The sequence below is a fragment of the Nocardiopsis deserti genome (assembly GCF_008638355.1).
GTDB lineage: Bacteria > Actinomycetota > Actinomycetes > Streptosporangiales > Streptosporangiaceae > Nocardiopsis > Nocardiopsis alborubida.
The window spans coordinates 296,810-314,585 of sequence record NZ_VWVS01000004.1 but is presented as its reverse complement, the minus strand read 5'-3'; the positions used below and the strand labels follow the sequence as shown (position 1 = coordinate 314,585).

Genomic DNA, 17,776 nt, shown 5'->3' with positions numbered 1-17,776 from the left:
TAAGCCCTGAAGGAGGCCAAAGGCCCGTTTGAAGCGTGATTTCCCGGGGCACTCCTGCCCCGCTCGGCACCGAACGGGCCTTCTGTGTCATCCGTTTCCCTGGACGACGCGTCCCATCCTCCGAGAGGGTGTGAATGCCATCCGACCGCCTACCCCCCTGCTGGAGTGCACTCTCCTGCTCGGGTGCTGGTTTCCGTCCAGCGGGGTTGTCCCCCGTCTCCACACGGTTGTATGTTTGCTCTGTAAACAGACGCCAGCATGTTTGAGTGGCGGGGTTCTGTGTACTCATGGGCGTCGCGGCCCCACTCCGCAAGCACGGGGGTGCGCGTTCGTGTGCACCAGCGGACGGCGGAGCGCGGGAGAAGAGCGATGGAACGACAGTGTGTGGCGGGGCGCTTCCAGCTCAGGGGGATCATCGACCGCGGCAACATGGGCGAGGTCCACCGGGCCGAGGACACCGGGGCAGCCCCCGACGCCCCCGACCGCGAGGTCGCGGTCAAGCTGATCCTGCGCCGCCGCTCCGGCGCCCCGGTCGACCCCAAGCACAAGTCGGTCCGCCGCTTCGCCCGCGAGGTCGACATCATGCGCCGCCTCGACCACCCCGGCGTCCCCCACATCGTCGACGGCGGAGTGGACACCACCGACGGCGACCACCTGCCCTACCTGGCCATGGAGCTCCTGGACGGACGCACCCTGCGCGACCTCAGCGACGAGGAACCCCAGCTGCCCGTCTCCTGGGTGGCCGCGATCGGCGCCCAGGCCGCCGACGCCCTCTACGCCGCCCACGCCGAGGGCGTCATCCACCGCGACCTCAAGCCCGCCAACGTGATGATCACGCGCGGCGGCCGGGTCAAGGTCCTGGACTTCGGCATGGGACTGATCGTCGACGACCCCGACCTCAGCCAGCTCACCAGCGCCGACACCACCGTCGGCACCGCGCGCTACATGGCACCCGAGCAGTTCGAGGGAGCCAAGGTCACCGCCGCCGCCGACCTGTACGCCCTGGGCTGCGTCCTCTACGAACTCCTCACCGGCGCCCCGCCCTTCAACGGCGCCACCAACTTCGAGTTGGGCTACAAGCACAACAACGACGAGGTGCCGCCGCTGGGGCTGCTGCGCGCGGACCTTCCCGCGCCGCTCACCCACCTCATCGAGCAGCTGCTCAGGAAGAAGCCCGCCGAGCGCCCCGTCAACGCCGCCGAGGTCCGTCAGACCCTCTTGCCGCTGGCCACCGACGACGGCCGGGTCAGCGGCTGGGGCGACTTCGACCCGCGCGACCACCTGCCCGTCCTCACCCCCGCCGCGGTCCTGCCCGACAGCACCACCGGCCGCAGCGTCCACGACGCGCCCCTGGGCGTCATGGACGTGTTCTCCCTGCACGGCCAGCTCATCAAGGAGTACCGGGCCTTCACCGAGGGCGGCACGGTCATCCGTGACGACCGCATCGCCGACTTCCTCAAGGACGACCTGGACGCCAAGTCCCAGTGGCCCGACCCCTGGCTGTCTCTCAACCCGTTCTTCGCCTCCGGCGGCACCGTCCCCGAACTCGTCCGCGAGGGCCTGCTCCACGAGGAGACCGCGCGCGTCTTCCAGTCAGGCAAGACCGAGGGCAGTACGGTCAGCGACGGCCGCCCCCTCACCCTGCACCGGCACCAGCGCGAGGCGATCGAGGCCGCCCGGACGGGCGAGTCCTACGTCCTGACCACCGGCACCGGCTCCGGCAAGTCGCTGGGCTACATCGTGCCCATCGTCGACCGGGTCCTGCGCGAGCGCGACCGGGAGAGGGCCGAGGGCCGCCGCACCAACCGGGTCCGCGCCATCATCGTCTACCCGATGAACGCCCTGGCCAACAGCCAGCTCAAGGAGCTGGAGAAGTTCCTCGTCAACGGCTACGGCGCGGGTCGCGAACCGGTCACCTTCGCCCGCTACACCGGCCAGGAGAGCGAGGAGAAGCGCAAGGCCCTGCGCGACAATCCGCCGGACATCCTGCTCACCAACTACGTGATGCTGGAGCTGATGCTCACCCGCCCCGGCGACCGCTCCTCCCTCATCAAGATGGCGCGCGGGCTGGACTTCCTCGTCTTCGACGAGCTGCACACCTACCGCGGCCGCCAGGGCGCCGACGTGGCCCTGCTCATCCGCCGGGTCCGCCAGGCCTGCGAGGCCCCGGGCGTGCAGTGCGTGGGTACCTCCGCCACCATGTCCTCCGAGGGCACCGCCGACGACCAGAAGGCGGTCGTTGCCGACGTGGCCACCAGGGTCTTCGGCACCCGGGTGCGCCCCGACAACGTCATCACCGAGACCCTGGTCCGCGCCACCGAGGACGGTCCCGTCCGGATCCCGGCCGAGCGCCTGACCGAGGACGACGCCCCGCGCTCCTACAACGACCTGTACCACGACCCCCTGGCCCGGTGGATCGAGTCCACCTTCGGTCTGACCATCGACCCCACCGGGCGCCTGGTCCGCCAGAAGCCCACCAAGGTGGAGGCCGTGGCCGCCGACCTGGCCCGCGACACCGGTGTGTCCGAGGAACGGTGCGTCCAGGCCATCCGCCGCACCCTGGAGGCGGGTGCGGAGGCCTTCCACCCGGGCAACCGCCGCCCCCTGTTCGCCTTCCGCCTGCACCAGTTCCTGTCCAAGGGCGACACGATCCACGTCACCCTCGAAGACCCCGAGGAGCGCCACCTCACCCGCGAGTACCAGCTGGAGAAGCCCGGCTCCGACGGCCACATCCTGCTGCCCCTGGCCTTCTGCCGCGAGTGCGGCCAGGAGTACATGACCGTCTGGCGCACCGAGACGGCCAAGGGCACGGTCTACCAGCACCGGCGCGACGCCAACGCACCCTCCGACGCGGCCGCCGAGGGCTACCTGCACGTCTCCTCCGAGGCCCCCTGGCCCTCCAGTGTCGAGGAGGCCCTGAATCGGCGCCTGCTGCCCGAATCCTGGCTGGAGCTGGACGAGAACCACCAGGAGAACGTCCACAAGAACTACCGGGGCAACATTCCCAGGGCCGTCACCGTAGACGTCCGGGGCAACGAAGGACAGGGCGAGCTCAGGGCGGCCTTCATCCCCGCCCCGTTCCTGTTCTGCCTGCACTGCGGGATCAGCTACGAGAGCAAGCGCGGCAAGGACTTCGCCAAGCTCGCCAGCCTCGCCCAGGAGGGCCGCTCCTCGGCCACTTCCCTGGTCTCGGGCACCATCGTGCGCGCCCTCAAGGCGGTGCCCGCCGAAGCCCTGCCCAAGGAGGCCCGCAAGCTCCTGACCTTCGTGGACAACCGCCAGGACGCCTCCCTCCAGGCCGGGCACTTCAACGACTTCGTGCAGGTCACCGAGCTGCGCGGTGGCCTGTACCGGGCTCTGGAGGCGGCGGGGGAGGAGGGACTGACCTCCGAGAACCTGGCCTCGCGGGTCGCCGACACCCTGGCCCTGGACCCCGCCGACTACACCGGCAACGCCAGCCTGCCGCCCCGCCTGGCCAGCCAGGCGGCCAGTACCCTGCGCGACGTCATCGCCTTCCGGCTCTACCTGGACCTGGAGCGCGGCTGGCGGGTCACCATGCCCAACCTGGAGCAGACCGGCCTGCTGCGGGTGGACTACGCCGACCTGGACTGGGTGGCCGAACAGGAGGACCGCTGGGCCAAGGCCGCACCCGAACTGCGCGACGCCGAACCCCACGTGCGCAGGGTCATCCTGCGGGCCCTCATGGACGAGATGCGCCGGGGCCTGGCCATCGACACCCCCTACTTCCGGGACGAGGCCTTCGAGTCCCTCCAGGGGGCCAGCGAGACCCGGCTGGTCGACCCCTGGGTGCTGTCCAAGGGCGATCGCCCCCGGGTGGGGATCGCCTACCCGCGCTCCTCGGGCCGGGGTATGGACCGCACCGGGCTGTTCCTGTCCGGGCGCGGCAAGTACGCCAAGTACCTCCGTCGGGCCCACTTCGCGGCCCTGAATGCCGACGAACTCCAGACCATCATCGGACAGCTTCTGGAGATCCTGGCCGACAACGGTCTGCTCCACCGAACGAGGGAGGCACCCCAGGGCCGCCACAACCGCTTCCACCGCACCGACGACGAGGCCGTCACCGGTTACCAGGTCGACGCCGCCTGCCTGGTCTGGAAGGCCGGGGACGGCAAGTTCGGCGCCCAGGACCCGCTCACCCGCACCTACGCCAGCGGTGACGGCCCCCGCGTCAACATCTTCTTCCGCGACCTCTACCTGGGCGCCGCCGCCTCCCTGACCGGCCTGGTGGCCCGCGAGCACACCGCCCAGGTGCCGCCCCAGGTCCGCGAGGAGCGCGAGGGGGCGTTCAGCGACGCCGAGCTGAAGCTGCTGTACTGCTCGCCCACCATGGAGCTGGGGGTGGACATCAAGGAACTCAACGCGGTGATGATGCGCAACGTCCCGCCCACCCCCGCCAACTACGCCCAGCGCAGCGGACGCGCCGGGCGCGGCGGCCAGCCCGCCCTGGTGACCACCTACTGCGCCACCGGCAACAGCCACGACCAGTACTACTTCCGCAGGTCGGACCGGATGGTGGCTGGAGTGGTGCAGCCGCCGCGCCTGGACCTGGCCAACGAGGACCTGGCCGTGGCCCACCTCCAGGCGATCTGGCTGGCCGAGACCGGCCTGAAGCTGGGCCGGGCCGTCCCGGAGGTCGTCGACGTCGCCTACGACGGCGAGCAGCGCGTCCCCGACCCCGTGCTGCCCCTGCACGACACCGCGCGCAGCGCCATCGACGACCCCGCCGCCCAGCGCCGCGCCGTCGCCGCCGCCCGCAAGGTCTTCGCCGACGTCTTCGAGGACCTGGAGAAGATGGTCTGGTGGGACGACTCCTGGCTGGAGCGCATCGTGCGCAACGCGCCCGAGCGCTTCGACCGGGCCTTCGACCGCTGGCGCGGCCTGTTCCGCGCAGCCCTGGTGGACCAGGCCGAGCAGAACCGCCGCGTGCTGGACCACAACGGGCTGAACGAGCGCGACCGCCGCAACGCGGGGCGCCGTCGCACCGAGGCCGAGACCCAGCTGGCCCTGCTCAAGAACGAGAGCCAGGACAGCAAGTCGCTGTTGAGCGACTTCAACCCCTACCGGTATCTGGCCAGCGAGGGTTTCCTGCCCGGCTACTCCTTCCCGCGCCTGCCCCTGGCCGCCTACATTCCCACCCGCCGCAGCCGCTTCGAGGAGGGCGACTTCCTCCAGCGGCCCCGGTTCGTGGCCATCCGCGAGTTCGGCCCCGGAGCCCTCATCTACCACGAGGGCTCCCGCTACCAGGTGACCCGTGTCCAACTGCCGCCGGAGTCCAGCGGAGACCTGGCCACCACCAAGGCCAACCGGTGCGGGCAGTGCGGCTACCACCACGACCCGGAGAAGCGCGACGACCTCTGCCAGATGTGCAGGCATCCGCTGGGCGCCCCCACCCCCGGGCTCCTCCAGCTGCACACCGTGTACACCACCAAGCGGGAGAAGATCTCCTCCGACGAGGAGGAGCGCCGCCGGGCGGGTTTCCGCCTGGTGACCTCCTACCGCTTCCAGGACCACGGCGAGCGCCTGGGCCGCCAGGACGCCCAGGTCACCGACCCCGCAGGGAAGCTGGCCACCCTGCACTACGGCGACTCGGCGACCGTGCGCATCACCAACCTGGGCCGCCTGCGCGCCAAGGACGGCGACCTCGACGGCTTCTGGCTCGATCCCGCCACCGGCAAGTGGCTCAACGAGCAGGACGCCAAGAAGGCGGTCGGCGACACCGCCGAACTGCCCCTGATCGAGGACGGCGGCGAGGAGCGCGGCCACAAGAAGCGCGTCATCCCCTACGTCGAGGACCGCCGCAACATCGTGGTGCTGCATCTGCACGAGGCCCTGCCCGAGGAGCAGGCGCTGACGCTGATGTACGCCCTGGAGCGGGGCGTCGAGGCCGCCTTCGAACTGGAGGACGCCGAACTCACCAGTGAGCTGCTGCCCCCCGACGACGGCCCCCGCGACCGGATGCTGTTCACCGAGGCCGCCGAGGGCGGCGCGGGCGTACTGCGCCAGCTCCAGTCGGTCCCGGCCAACCTGGCCAAGGCGGCGCGCCGGGCCCTGGAGATCTGCCACATCGACCCCGTCGACGGCACCGACACCGCCACGGCGTGCGCCCGCGGCTGCTACGACTGCCTGCTCACCTACGGCAACCAGACCCACCACCAGCTCATCGACCGCCGTCTGGTGCGCCACCTGCTGCTGCGCTTGGCCGACTCCGAGACCCTGCCCACCGGCCAGGGCGTCTCACGCACCGACCAGATGAGGACGCTCAGCTTCCAGTCCGACACCAGCCTGGAACAGGACTTCCTCACCTGGCTCAAGGAGCGCGGCCACCGCCTGCCCGACGAGGCCCAGGTCCTGGTCCCCGAGGCCTCGGCCAAGCCCGACTTCGTCTACCGGATCGCCGGGGCCCGGGTCGCGGTGTTCGTGGACGGCCCCGTGCACGAGGACGCACGAATCGCCGAACGCGACGCCGAGGCCGAGGAGCGCCTCGTCGATGCCGGATGGGACGTGGTGCGCGTCCCCCACGACGCCGACTGGACACAGGTCGCCGCACGCTACGAGGCCTACTTCGGTCCCGGCTCGCGCCGATGAACTCCGCCTGACCCCGATGGTCTTGCTCCTGGTGGCACCCTCGACCGCCGACAGTGCCACTGGGAGCAAGATCATCGCGGATCCACCGCTCTTCGTACGCCCCGCACGACACGACGTGAGGACCTCCTCCCCATGACCACCACGTACGCCCCCGGCTCCCTGGTCTCGGCCCGGGGACGGGAATGGGTGGTGCTCCCCGAGAGCGCCACCGACATGCTGGTACTGCGGCCCCTGGGCGGCGGTGACGACGACGTGGCCGCGCTCTTCCCCGCCTTCGAGAAGGTGGCGGCGGCCAGCTTCGCCCCGCCCACCCCCGACGACCTGGGCAACGCCCAGGCGGCCGGGCTGCTGCGCTCGGCCCTGCGCATCGGCTTCCGCTCCGGCGCGGGCCCCTTCCGCTCCCTGGCCGGGATCGCCGTCCAGCCGCGCGCCTACCAGCTCGTGCCCCTGCTCATGGCGATGCGCCAGCAGACCGTGCGCATGCTCATCTCCGACGACGTCGGCATCGGCAAGACCGTCGAGGCCGGGCTCATCGCCTCCGAACTCCTCGCCCAGGGCGAGGCCAGCGGCCTGGCCGTGCTGTGCTCCCCGGCCCTGGCCGAGCAGTGGCAGGAGGAGTTGCGCTCCAAGTTCGGCATCGACGCCGAACTCGTGCTCTCCTCCACCGTCTCGCGCCTGGAGCGCGGCCTGGACCTGGGACAGTCGCTCTTCGACAGGCACAGGCACGTCATCATCTCCACCGACTTCATCAAGTCCACCCGGCACCGCGACGACTTCGTCCGCCACTGCCCGGACCTGGTGATCGTGGACGAGGCGCACACCTGCGTGTCCGCCGACGACGTCACCTCCAAGCAGAACCAGCTGCGCTACGAACTCCTCCAGAAGGTCGCCAAGGACGAGAACCGGCACCTGCTGCTGGTCACCGCCACCCCGCACAGCGGCAAGGAGTCGGCCTTCCGCAACCTGCTCGGCCTGGTCAAACCCGAGCTGGCCGACGCCGACCTGGACTCCGAGACCGGGCGCAAGCTCCTGGCCCGCCACTTCGTGCAGCGCAAGCGCGCCGACGTGCGCCAGTACCTGACCCGGGAGAGCGACGGCCTGGCCGACGACTCCCTGGCCGAGACCACCGCCTTCCCCTCCGACCGCGAGTTCACCGAGCAGCCCTACAAGCTCTCCCCGGCCTACCGGGCGCTGCTGGAGGACGCTATCGCCTACGCCAGCGAGCGCGTCGAGCAGGCCAAGGGACAGAACCGCCGCGACGCCCGCATCGCCTGGTGGTCGGCGATCGCCCTGCTGCGCTCCATGGTCTCCTCACCCCGGGCCGCCGCCAAGACCCTCACCACCCGCTCGGCCGCGGCCGCCGCGAAGACCCCGGAGGAGGCCGACGCGCTCGGCGCCCCGCTCATCCGGGACGCCGCAGACATCGACGCCCTGGAGGGCATGGACACCGCCCCCGGCGCCGAGACCGAGAGCGGGACGGAGGCCGGGGCCGACGGGCGCGGCTCCGGGGTTCCGAAGGACCGCCTGCTGGAACTGGCCGAGCGCGCCGAGCAGCTGGAGGGCCCCGAGGGCGATCTCAAGCTCAAGGCGCTGATCACCTACCTCAACGGCCTGCTGGCCGAGGGGTACAACCCCATCGTCTTCTGCCGCTACATCGACACCGCCGAGTACGTCGCCTCCTATCTCAGCGGTGAGAAGGATCCCAAGGGCAAGAGCCCCATCAACAAGGGTGGCAGGAACGGCTGGAAGACCACCGTCAAGGCGGTCACCGGCAAACTGTCCCCGCAGCAGCGCGTCGAGCGCATCGAGGAACTGGCCGAGGAGGCCGCCCAGGCGGCGGGGGAAGCCGCAGACGGGGGAGGGGCGGGTACCCGCCGGGTCCTGGTCGCCACCGACTGCCTGTCCGAGGGCGTCAACCTCCAGCACTACTTCGACGCCGTCGTCCACTACGACCTGGCCTGGAACCCCACCCGCCACGACCAGCGTGAGGGACGCGTGGACCGGTACGGGCAGCAGCGCGACAAGGTCCGCGTGATCACCCTGTACGGCAGCGACAACGGCATCGACGGCAAGGTCCTGGAGGTGCTGATCCGCAAGTACCAGCAGATCCGCAAGACCCTGGGCGTCTCCGTCTCCGTCCCCGACGAGACCTCCACCGGCGTCACCGACGCCATCGTCGAATGGCTGCTGATGCGAGGCCAGGGCCAGCAGGAGGCCCTGTTCGAGGCCGAGGACATCAAGGTCGACACCGGCGAGACCGAACTGCTGTGGAAGTCGGCGATCGACCGGGAGAAGACCTCCCGCGCCCGCTTCGCCCAGCGCGCCATCCACCCCGAGGAGGTGGCCCGCGAGGTCGCCGCGATCCGCGAGACCCTGGGCGGCACCGGCGAGGTCCGCGCGTTCGCCGAGAACTCCCTGCGTGAGCTCGACGCCCTGCTCCGGCCCCTGCCGGGCGGGGGTACGGGCGGTCGGGGAGCGGGCAGTGGTGGAGGTGCTGACGGCTTCACCGCCGACGTGTCCGGCACCCCCGTGGGACTGCGCGACGCCTTCGCGCCCCTGGTCGGCGCCGACGTGGTCGAGAAGGGCAGGCCACTGCCCTTCCGCGACACCGCCGCCGTCCCCCGGGGCGAGGCCGCTCTCGTGCGCACCGACCCGGTGGTGGGGGCGCTGGCCTCCCACGTGCTCGACGCCGCCCTGGACAGCGGGACCGGAGGGCCCCGCCCGGCCCGCCGCTGTGGGGTGGTGCGCACCGACGCCGTGGACAAGCGAACCACGCTGCTGCTGGTGCGCTACCGGTTCCACCTGACCCTGCCCTCACGGCACGGAAACCGGCAGCTCGTCGCCGAGGACGCCCGCCTGCTCGCCTTCACCGGGGCCCCGGACAAGGCCGAATGGCTCGGCCAGAGCGAGGCGGTCGCCCTGCTCGACGCCCAGGCCACCGAGAACACCGCGCCCACCATGGGCGAGAACACCATGCGGCGGGTGCTGGACGCGCTGCCCGCCACCGCCGACCACCTGGCCGCCTACGGTGACGAGCTCGCCGCCGAGCTCGCCGACTCCCACCGCCGGGTGCGGATCGCCTCCGACGAGATCCGCCGCGGCCTGAAGGTCGAAGCCCAGAAGCCCGCCGACATCCTCGGCGTCTACGTCTACCTGCCCGACGGCTCCGCTGCCGTCGGCGCTGCTCCCGCCGGAGGTAACGCCTGATGTCCGCCATCGCTCGAAACCAGGTGCTGACAGCCGTGCACACCGTCGGCGGGCTGCTGCCCACCGACATGCTGGCGCGGATCAGCGAGGGCAAGGATGTGGTCGGCTCCAAACCTGCCGACTACGGGGTGATCGGTGCCCGCTCGGTGAGTGACGAGGCCGAACGCCACTGGGACTACCTCAAGGGTGGTTGGCGTGAGCTGCGCAAGCAACTGCCCACGGATACCGACGGGAGGCCTGCTGTTGACTCGGTCAACGCCGCCCTGTCGCAGTGGGTGGAGCCGCTGTTCAACCTTCTCGGTTTCGGTCGTCTCCCGGCCGGACCGGGGGAGGGGATCACCAGCGACGACGGGAAGAAGGCCTTCAAGGTCTCCCACCTGTGGCAGCACGTGCCGGTCCACGTGGTGGCCTGGCACGCTGACTTGGACAAACGTCCGGGTGGGACGGGGACCGTGCCGCCGCAGTCGTTCGTACAGGAGATGCTGAACAGTTCGTCGGGGCACCTGTGGGCGGTGGTGACCAATGGGCGCCAGGTGCGGTTGCTGAGGGACTCCAGTGCGCTGGCCACGGCGGCGTATGTCGAGTTCGACCTTGAGGCGATCTTCGACGGTGAGCTGTTCAGCGAGTTCGTGCTGCTGTACCGGCTGCTGCACGCGTCGAGGTTCGAGGTCAAGCCGGACGAGGCGCCGTCCGCGTGCTGGCTGGAGAAGTGGCGTGCCGATGCCATCACGTCCGGAACCCGCGCGCTGGAGCAGCTGAGCGGGAACGTCCGCGAGGCCATCACCGTCCTGGGCACCGGCTTCCTGCGCCATCCCGAGAACGTGGAGCTGCGCGCCAACCTGGACGTGAAGGAGTTCCACGGGGCGCTGTTGCGGCTGGTGTACCGGATGCTGTTCCTGTTCGTCACGGAGGACCGGGATGCCCTGCACCCGCCCACGGCTGATGAACAGGCGCGGGAGCGGTACGCGAAGTACTTCTCGTCAGCGCGGCTGCGTCGCCACGCTCGCAAGCGCCGGGGGACTTCCCACGGCGACCAGTACGAGGCGCTGCGGCTCGTGCTCGACGCTCTGGGAGACGTGAACGGACGTCCTGAGCTGGGCATCCCCGCGCTCGGCGGCCTGTTCACCGACGCCGAGGCCGACGCTCCGCTGCGCGGACTGAAGCTGTCCAACGAGGCGTTGTTCGGGGCCGTGCGCAACCTGGCTCAGGTGCGTGACACCGACTCCAAGCGTTGGCGCTCGGTGGACTACCGCAACCTGGACGCCGAAGAGCTGGGGTCGATCTACGAGTCCCTGCTGGAGCTGGTACCCAAGCACAGCGACGCCGACCGTTCGTTCCAGCTGGTGGAGGTCGGAGGGAACGACCGCAAGACCACGGGTTCGTACTACACGCCGTCCTCGCTGATCGAGACGCTGCTCGACTCGGCCCTGGACCCGGTGATTGACGATGCTTTCAAGCGGGGACATGAGAAGGCGTCTAAGTCGGGGGAGCCTGATCCGACAGAGGCGGTCACGGCCGAACTGCTGAAGCTGACCGTGTGCGACCCGGCGTGTGGGTCGGGGCATTTCCTTGTTGCTGCCGCGCGGCGTATCGCCAAGCAGGTCGCGGCCGTGCGCGAGGGTAACCCGGAACCGACCGTGGATGCGGTACGCAGCGCCATGCATGAGGTGGTGGCCCGGTGTATTTACGGTGTGGACCTCAACCCGATGGCGGTTGAGCTGGCCAAGGTGTCGCTGTGGCTGGAAGCCCTGGAGCCCGGTAAGCCGCTGAACTTCCTGGATGCGCATGTGAAGCACGGAAACGCGCTGATTGGCACCACGCCGTCGTTGCTCAAAGGCGGTATCCCGGATGAGGCCTTCAAGCCGATCGAGGGCGACGATAAGAAGTACGCGCGTTTCCTCGCCAAGACCAACAAGGAGGAGCGCGGCGGTCAGGCCGGGTTGTTCGACATTGATTTTGAGTCGGTGAAGATCACCAACACCGCTTTGGCCCAGAGCCTGCGTAAGATCACGGCGGTGATGGGTGACTCGCTGGACCAGGTACGCAATCAAGAATCTGCTTACCGAGAGTGGACCGACTCCGATGAGTACGTTCGTACCCGGAGGGTGGCGGACGCTTGGTGCTCGGCGTTCATGTGGAAGAAGACCCAAGACGCTCCGCGCGCGGTCACGGAAGGGGTCTTCCGGAACCTGTCCAACGCGAATCAGGGCAACGGCGCTCCGTTCACCACGATCGAGGAGATCGACCGGCTGCGGGACCAGTACCGGTTCTTCCACTGGCACCTGGAGTTCCCGGACGTGTTTAACGTCCCGGAGAGCAATGGTGGAGTGGACGGGGCCACAGGTTGGGAAGGTGGATTCGACTGCGTGCTCGGCAATCCGCCGTGGGACCAGGTTCAAGTGGACGCGCGCGAGTTCTTCGCAGCGAGGCGAGCTGACATCGCGGAAGCCGCGAACATGACTGCGCGAAACCGGATGATCAAGAAGCTGGAGCAAGAGAACCCGGATCTTTTCGATGAGTACCAGGAGGAGAAACGAGCCAACGACGGGTTCAAACACTTTGCTCACGCGTCAGGACGCTTCCCTCTGACCTCCTACGGGCGTCTTAACACCTACTCTTTGTTCGCAGAGTCAGCGCGTTGGCTAGTAGGAGGATTTGGTCGAACTGCCCAGATCCTTCCCTCGGGTATCGCTACTGACTCGTTCAATCAGTACTTCTTCAAGGACTTGGTGCAGACTGGTTCGATCACAGCTATCTACGACTTCGAGAACCGCAGAGGACTTTTCCCGTCCGTGGACTCTCGCATGAAGTTTTGCATCTTGTCTCTCGCGGGGCGTTGCATGTGCGAGCCTGAGGCTTTCTTTGCATTCTTTCTGCATGATCCGGCTGAGCTCGAAGTATCTGACAAGGTGTTCACTATGACCACAGAGGAGATTGCTCTCCTAAACCCTAACACTGGCACCAGTCCAGTATTCCGTTCCCGCCGTGATGCCGAAATAAGCCTAGGAATTTATAGGCGCGTCCCGGTGCTTGTTGAGGAAGGCGACTCTAGTGGGAATCCTTGGGATATTTCTTTCCAGTTGATGTTCATGATGAATACTGACTCGGATAAGTTTCGTGATCGCGAGAGTCTCGAAACTGGAGGGTGGCGTCTCGAGGGAAATGTTTTTGTCAAGGGTGGCAAGCGTATGCTGCCGTTGTACGAAGCGAAGATGATTAATTCCTATAACCACCGCGCGGCCGACGTGGTAAAAAGCTCTACGGCTGCGAAGCGTCAGAATCAGCCCCGATATTTGGGAATTGAAGAACTCCAGGATGCGCATCGCATGGCGATGCCTATGAATTGGGTGTTGGAGTCCTCCTCTGGGGAGGAAAAGAGTGCTCAGGGGGCGGCAGGGGTAACCGTCGAATCTCGTCTGCAGAGTGCGAGCTGGGAACGTGGATGGCTTTATGGTTGGTGTGATGTAACGTCGCCAACTAATGAGAGGTCTGCGGTTCCAGCTATCATTCCTCGCGCTGGAGTTGGCCACAAATACTTGCTAGCTATGCTTCCTGCTGAGGCCAGGTCTGTGGCGTGTTTGTGCGCATGTCAGTCATCCTTCGCCTTCGACTACGTCAGCCGCCAGAAGCTCGGCGGAACGAGTATGGCCTTCTTTGTTTGGAAGCAGCTTCCGGTTTTCACTCCTGATCAGCTGCGAAGGCATGAGATCTTCGTCTCCTGTCGTGCTGCGGAGCTGACTTACACTGCATGGGACATGGAAGCGTTCGCACGAGACTTGGGTGATGAAGGGGCGCCGTTCCGGTGGGATGAGGAACGCCGTACTATCATGCGGGCGGAGTTGGACGCGCTGTTCTTCCACCTCTACGGGATCAACCGTGATGACGTGGACTACATCATGGAAACTTTCCCGATCGTGAAGCGCAAGGACGAGGCGAAGTACGGCACCTACCGAACCAAGGACCTCATCCTGGAGATCTACGACCGGATGGCGAAGGCCGGTGTTTCGCTCGATAACCCGTTGATCGACGGTGAGAACTTCACTTCCACCCTCACTCCGCCGCCTGGCCACGGGCCCCGGCACGCCCCTGCCTGACCCGGCAAAGCACTCGGCCCCGCCTGCTGGCTCGTAGCAGGCGGGGCCGGACACCCGTGATCTTGCTCTTGGTGTCAATTTCGGCGGCGAGAGTGACGCTGGGAGCAAGATCATCGGCGAGGGGCGGGCAGTGATGGAGGTCAGACGCCCCTGGTGGTGTCAATAAAGGCCTGCCACTCGCCCGAGCCGAAGGAGAGCGCGCCCAGCTCGCGGTGCTGGGTGTCCCGGACGGCTCTTTCCTCTCCCAGGTCGGCCACCTCAACGCAGTGGCTCTCGGTAGCGCTGTAGGAAGACTTGCGGAACTCCATGTCAGGCCTCTTTCAAGACTCTCTTGAACGTTTTGGCGGACTCGTTCTCGCTCAGGGCCGAGCGCATCAGGGAGGCGAAGACCCGGCGGTAGTCGTCGACCTCCTCGTCCTGTTCCAGGAAGGTGCCTCTCGTGCGACCCTCCAGGTAGACGAGTGAGGGGTCGGATTCGTCGGCGTAGTCCAGGATGACAAAGCCCGAACCCATCGACGCGTGTAGTCCTGCACTGAGCGGGAGCACTTGCAACGTGATCCTGTTGACTCCTTCGCTCAGTTCGATGAGGTGTGAGATCTGTTCGCGGGCCATGTCGGGGGAGTGCACCAGGCGAAGGAGGGCGCACTCGTCCACGATGGCCGAAAGGTTCAGGTCGTCGTGGAGTAGCTTCTGGCGCTCCAGGCGCGCAGTGACGACCTGGTCGATGTCGGCTTCGGTGACGGCTCCGCTGGCTCGCGCCGAAGCCGCCGCGTAGTCAGCGGTTTGCAACAGGCCCGGCATGACGGCCGGTTGGTAGACGCTGATGCTGGAGGCCTCAGCCTCGAATCCCAGATAGTCCGCGTCGAGAACGTTGTTGTAGCTGTGCCACCAGCCCTTCTCCCTGGCCTGCCGCCCCAGGGCGAGGATGGCGTCGACCTTGTCGGTGTCCTCGACTCCATAGATGCGCATGAGGTCTCTGAGGGCACTGGGGTCGGTTCGATGCCTTCCGTTTTCGAGGTGGTTGATCCGTCCTGCGGCCCATCCCAACTCCCGCGTGACCTGCGTGGTTGACATCCCTGCGGCTTCGCGGAGCCTGCGGAGTTCTCGGGCCAGACGACGACGGCGCACAGTCGGTGAGGACCTCTTAACCATGGGGGAGATGCTAGCGGCCGACGAACCAGACATACTCATCAATTTAGGAATCCTACTTGATCTCATCAATTGATGAGTCCATTCTAGTGACAGCGGGACAGAAGACGGTGCGGTCCAAGGCGTCCCACCCGTACGTGACTGGGAGGAACCGGCCCCAGCCGGTGAGAGGTGACTCCTCCGAAACACAGCACGGGCGAGCGGCACCCTGGAGAGCCCCGCGATCTGTCCTGGTCACCGGTGAGAGCACCAGTCAACCGCCGGGACGGTCGTCCACACGGGCGACCCCGCATGAAAACGGGCTCTGGGGGCGATTGCGGCGCCTCCAGAACCCAACGACAACACCGAGCTCCCTACCGAGGAGAAGTGCGTCATGTCCATTGTGCCGCGTCCCCGTACCCCGTTCCACACCCCCACCCCGCCCTTGGCCGGGCGCCGCTGGGCCTCCCGCGTCTACCCCGGCGATCTCTCCCAGGCCGCGTGGGCGCGGGAGGACCTGCGCGCCGACCTGTTCCGCCTGGAGGGTCTGTGCCCCGACCTGGCCGACACCGTGGTGCTGTGTGCCAGCGAGATGTTCGCCAACGCTGTTGACCACTCCCGTTCCGGTGAGGCGGACGGCCGGGTCGTTCGTACCCTGTCCATGCCCACCGCCACCACCCTGCACCTGGGGATCATCGACGACGGGGTACGGGAGTCCGCTCCCACCCTCCCGGAGATTCCGTGTCAGCGCACCGAGTCCGAGTGGGAGGAGGCCGAACGCGGCCGGGGCCTGCTGCTCATCGACTCCCTGGCCGCCAGGTGGGGCACCCGTGCCGTGGTGGACTTCCCGTTCTGCGGAGCGCTCGGCACGGTGGTGTGGGCTGAGTTCACCCTCACTCCCGCCAGCAGCACCGCCGTTACCGGGGCCGACCGGTGAGCACCGAACCCGTCTCCTCAGGGGTGCGCGCGGTACTGGACGCGCCCCGAGGACGGCGCTTCTCCAAGCCCAGCTACCCGGCCCCGCTCACCCGGGAACAACGCCTTCTGGCCCAGATGGAGGGTAATCCCCGGGTGGCCTACCGGCAGACCCACGGCGTTCTGCCCGCCTGGATGCACGTCCACGCCGCCCGACTGGCCGAACGCGACACCCCGGCACCCGAAGGCCCTGCGCGACCGCGCAAGCCCGCCACGACGCCGAAACGCCTGCAGGAACCCGTGGTTCCGCGCCCGCGCCCGGCCCCCGACGACGGACCGTTCCCGCCCCGGCGGGAACGCCCGCCACTGCCGCGCCGCCGCCCGAAGCATCCGCACAGCCAACGCCCGCGCAGCCACCGCAAACCCCGCCGCTGGTTCCGCACCGGACCGGCCCGCCTGCTGGCCGCCTACACCCTCGCCATCAGCACCGGAGCCCTGGCACACCACCTGGCCACGACCCTGCTGTAGCGGGGAAGCGTCCCGCACTCGAACCACATCAGGAGGCCGCGCCGGATCGGGGGCCCGGCGCGGCCGTCACCTTCTTCCCCTCTCAGTCGCTCTCGTTCACGAGCACCGACGGCCAGGGAAAGTCCTCAGGGATGGCGTCCATGACCACCTCACCGCAACGGCGTCCTCGCCACTGCCCGGCGCTGCGCATGGTGCCCACCTCACGGAAACCCGCCTTGGCATAGGCGTTGCGGCCCGCGGTGTTGGGCTCCAGCACCTTGAGCCAGACCATCTCCAGCCCGATGACGTGGAAGGCGTAGTCCAGCGTCAACCGCGTCGCCGCAGTACCCACACCCTTCCCCCGGGCCTCGGGCGCCACAACGAGAATGAACTCGCCCGTGCGCACCTGGTGGTCGATGAGCACACTGGCCAACCCACACGGCACCGGCTCGCTCCCGCGCACGTCGTAGACGGTGAACCGGGCCTGGTCGGGTGCTCCGCGCAGTTGGTGCTCCAGCCCTTCGGCGCGGGACTCGGAGCTCTCGGGCACCTGCCGCCCGTAGCCCAGCACGGCACCCGGGTCACTCTCCCACCGCCAGTACTCGCGGGCCAGATCGGCGCGCAACGCTCCCAGGGCGATCCCCTCGGCCTCGGTCCACAGGATCGATTCGGCGATGTCACTCACAGGACTCCTCAAAGGGTGTGTAGTCGGTGATGTCGTCGGATTCGGCGACCGGTCGGCCGCCGACGTCGACCCAGGCGTGCAACCGCACCGGGTCGGTAGCCACCCCGTGCCGGAAGGTGGACCGGTAGCCCGCCCAGCGCAGGGCGACGGTGGTCGCCGCGGCCTCCTCCCAACATGCCACGCGCAGTGGCAGCAGGCGGCCTGCTTTCCTCACCGCATAGGTTGCCTGCACCGCCGCGGCATAGTCGGCGATGCCTGTTTCCGTTCGCTGCACCAGGTCCCGGGTACGGGCGAACGCACTCCTACGTCTTCCCCACCCCCTGGTCAGTACGACGAGGAGGGCAACGCTTCCCAGGGCGTACCAGCGCAGGGGAGCCCGTGGAATCGGCGCGAGAGCGGCGGGGCTGTCCCGTGTCCCCCAACTGGGGGAGGAGGGATTTCCCCGCCTGACCCTCTCCCATGAACACGGTTCCTCTCGCTGGATGAGTACACCCGTGTCCACCAGCGCCACCAGAGCCCGCTCCTGGACCGGGTCCAGGGAGAGAGCTGGAACCGCACCCCTTGCACTCCACATGCACGAGATGATCCGGCTGGCCTCCTCGGACAGCAACAGCACGGACCCCCTCTCCACGTC

9 protein-coding genes are annotated in these 17,776 nt (G+C 68.1%); 5 read left to right on the top strand and 4 right to left on the bottom strand.

The genetic code is table 11. The features are described from left to right. The first annotated feature begins 369 nt into the window (after positions 1-369). The 3 genes from FYW99_RS14075 to FYW99_RS14065 all read left to right on the top strand — a co-directional run bounded on the left by FYW99_RS14075 (position 370) and on the right by FYW99_RS14065 (position 13,907). The gene (locus tag FYW99_RS14075; protein ID WP_150252492.1) at positions 370-6,606 is read left to right on the top strand and encodes a protein kinase domain-containing protein; all 6,237 of its coding nucleotides are present in this window, start codon (positions 370-372) and stop codon (positions 6,604-6,606) included. A 132-nt stretch (positions 6,607-6,738) separates the two neighbouring features. Beyond that, positions 6,739-9,813, top strand: a complete 3,075-nt coding sequence (locus tag FYW99_RS14070; RefSeq protein WP_150252491.1) for a DEAD/DEAH box helicase — start codon at positions 6,739-6,741, stop codon at positions 9,811-9,813. Continuing rightward, entirely contained in the window at positions 9,813-13,907 is a 4,095-nt protein-coding gene (locus FYW99_RS14065; RefSeq protein ID WP_150252490.1) for an Eco57I restriction-modification methylase domain-containing protein, read from the top strand. Before FYW99_RS14070 ends, FYW99_RS14065 begins: the two co-directional genes overlap by 1 nt. A gap of 140 nt (positions 13,908-14,047) precedes the next feature. Here the strand turns inward: FYW99_RS14065 and FYW99_RS14060 are convergent, their stop codons facing one another. Both FYW99_RS14060 and FYW99_RS14055 read right to left on the bottom strand, forming a co-directional pair. After that, positions 14,048-14,215, bottom strand: coding sequence for a DUF397 domain-containing protein (locus tag FYW99_RS14060; protein WP_150252489.1), 168 nt, complete (start codon positions 14,213-14,215; stop codon positions 14,048-14,050). A gap of 1 nt (position 14,216) precedes the next feature. After that, a complete protein-coding gene (locus tag FYW99_RS14055; protein WP_150252488.1) occupies positions 14,217-15,059 on the bottom strand; it encodes a helix-turn-helix domain-containing protein in 843 nt (280 codons plus the stop codon). Between the two features lie 370 nt (positions 15,060-15,429). Between FYW99_RS14055 and FYW99_RS14050 the strand changes: the two genes are divergently transcribed. Together FYW99_RS14050 and FYW99_RS14045 are read left to right on the top strand one after the other, a co-directional pair. Next, positions 15,430-15,972, top strand: a complete 543-nt coding sequence (locus FYW99_RS14050) for an ATP-binding protein (protein ID WP_150252487.1) — start codon at positions 15,430-15,432, stop codon at positions 15,970-15,972. Continuing rightward, positions 15,969-16,478 (top strand): hypothetical protein, encoded by a 510-nt coding sequence (locus FYW99_RS14045; RefSeq protein WP_150252486.1) that lies wholly within the window; start codon positions 15,969-15,971, stop codon positions 16,476-16,478. The genes FYW99_RS14050 and FYW99_RS14045 overlap by 4 nt, the downstream gene beginning before the upstream one ends. An 82-nt stretch (positions 16,479-16,560) precedes the next feature. On the opposite strand, the gene FYW99_RS14040 is transcribed toward FYW99_RS14045, so the two are convergent. Both FYW99_RS14040 and FYW99_RS14035 read right to left on the bottom strand, forming a co-directional pair. Then, positions 16,561-17,142, bottom strand: coding sequence for a GNAT family N-acetyltransferase (locus tag FYW99_RS14040; protein ID WP_150252485.1), 582 nt, complete (start codon positions 17,140-17,142; stop codon positions 16,561-16,563). Beyond that, positions 17,135-17,716: a lasso peptide biosynthesis B2 protein gene (locus FYW99_RS14035; protein ID WP_223839045.1), complete on the bottom strand. Its 582-nt coding sequence runs from the start codon at positions 17,714-17,716 to the stop codon at positions 17,135-17,137. Before FYW99_RS14035 ends, FYW99_RS14040 begins: the two co-directional genes overlap by 8 nt. Between the last annotated feature and the right edge of the window lie 60 nt (positions 17,717-17,776).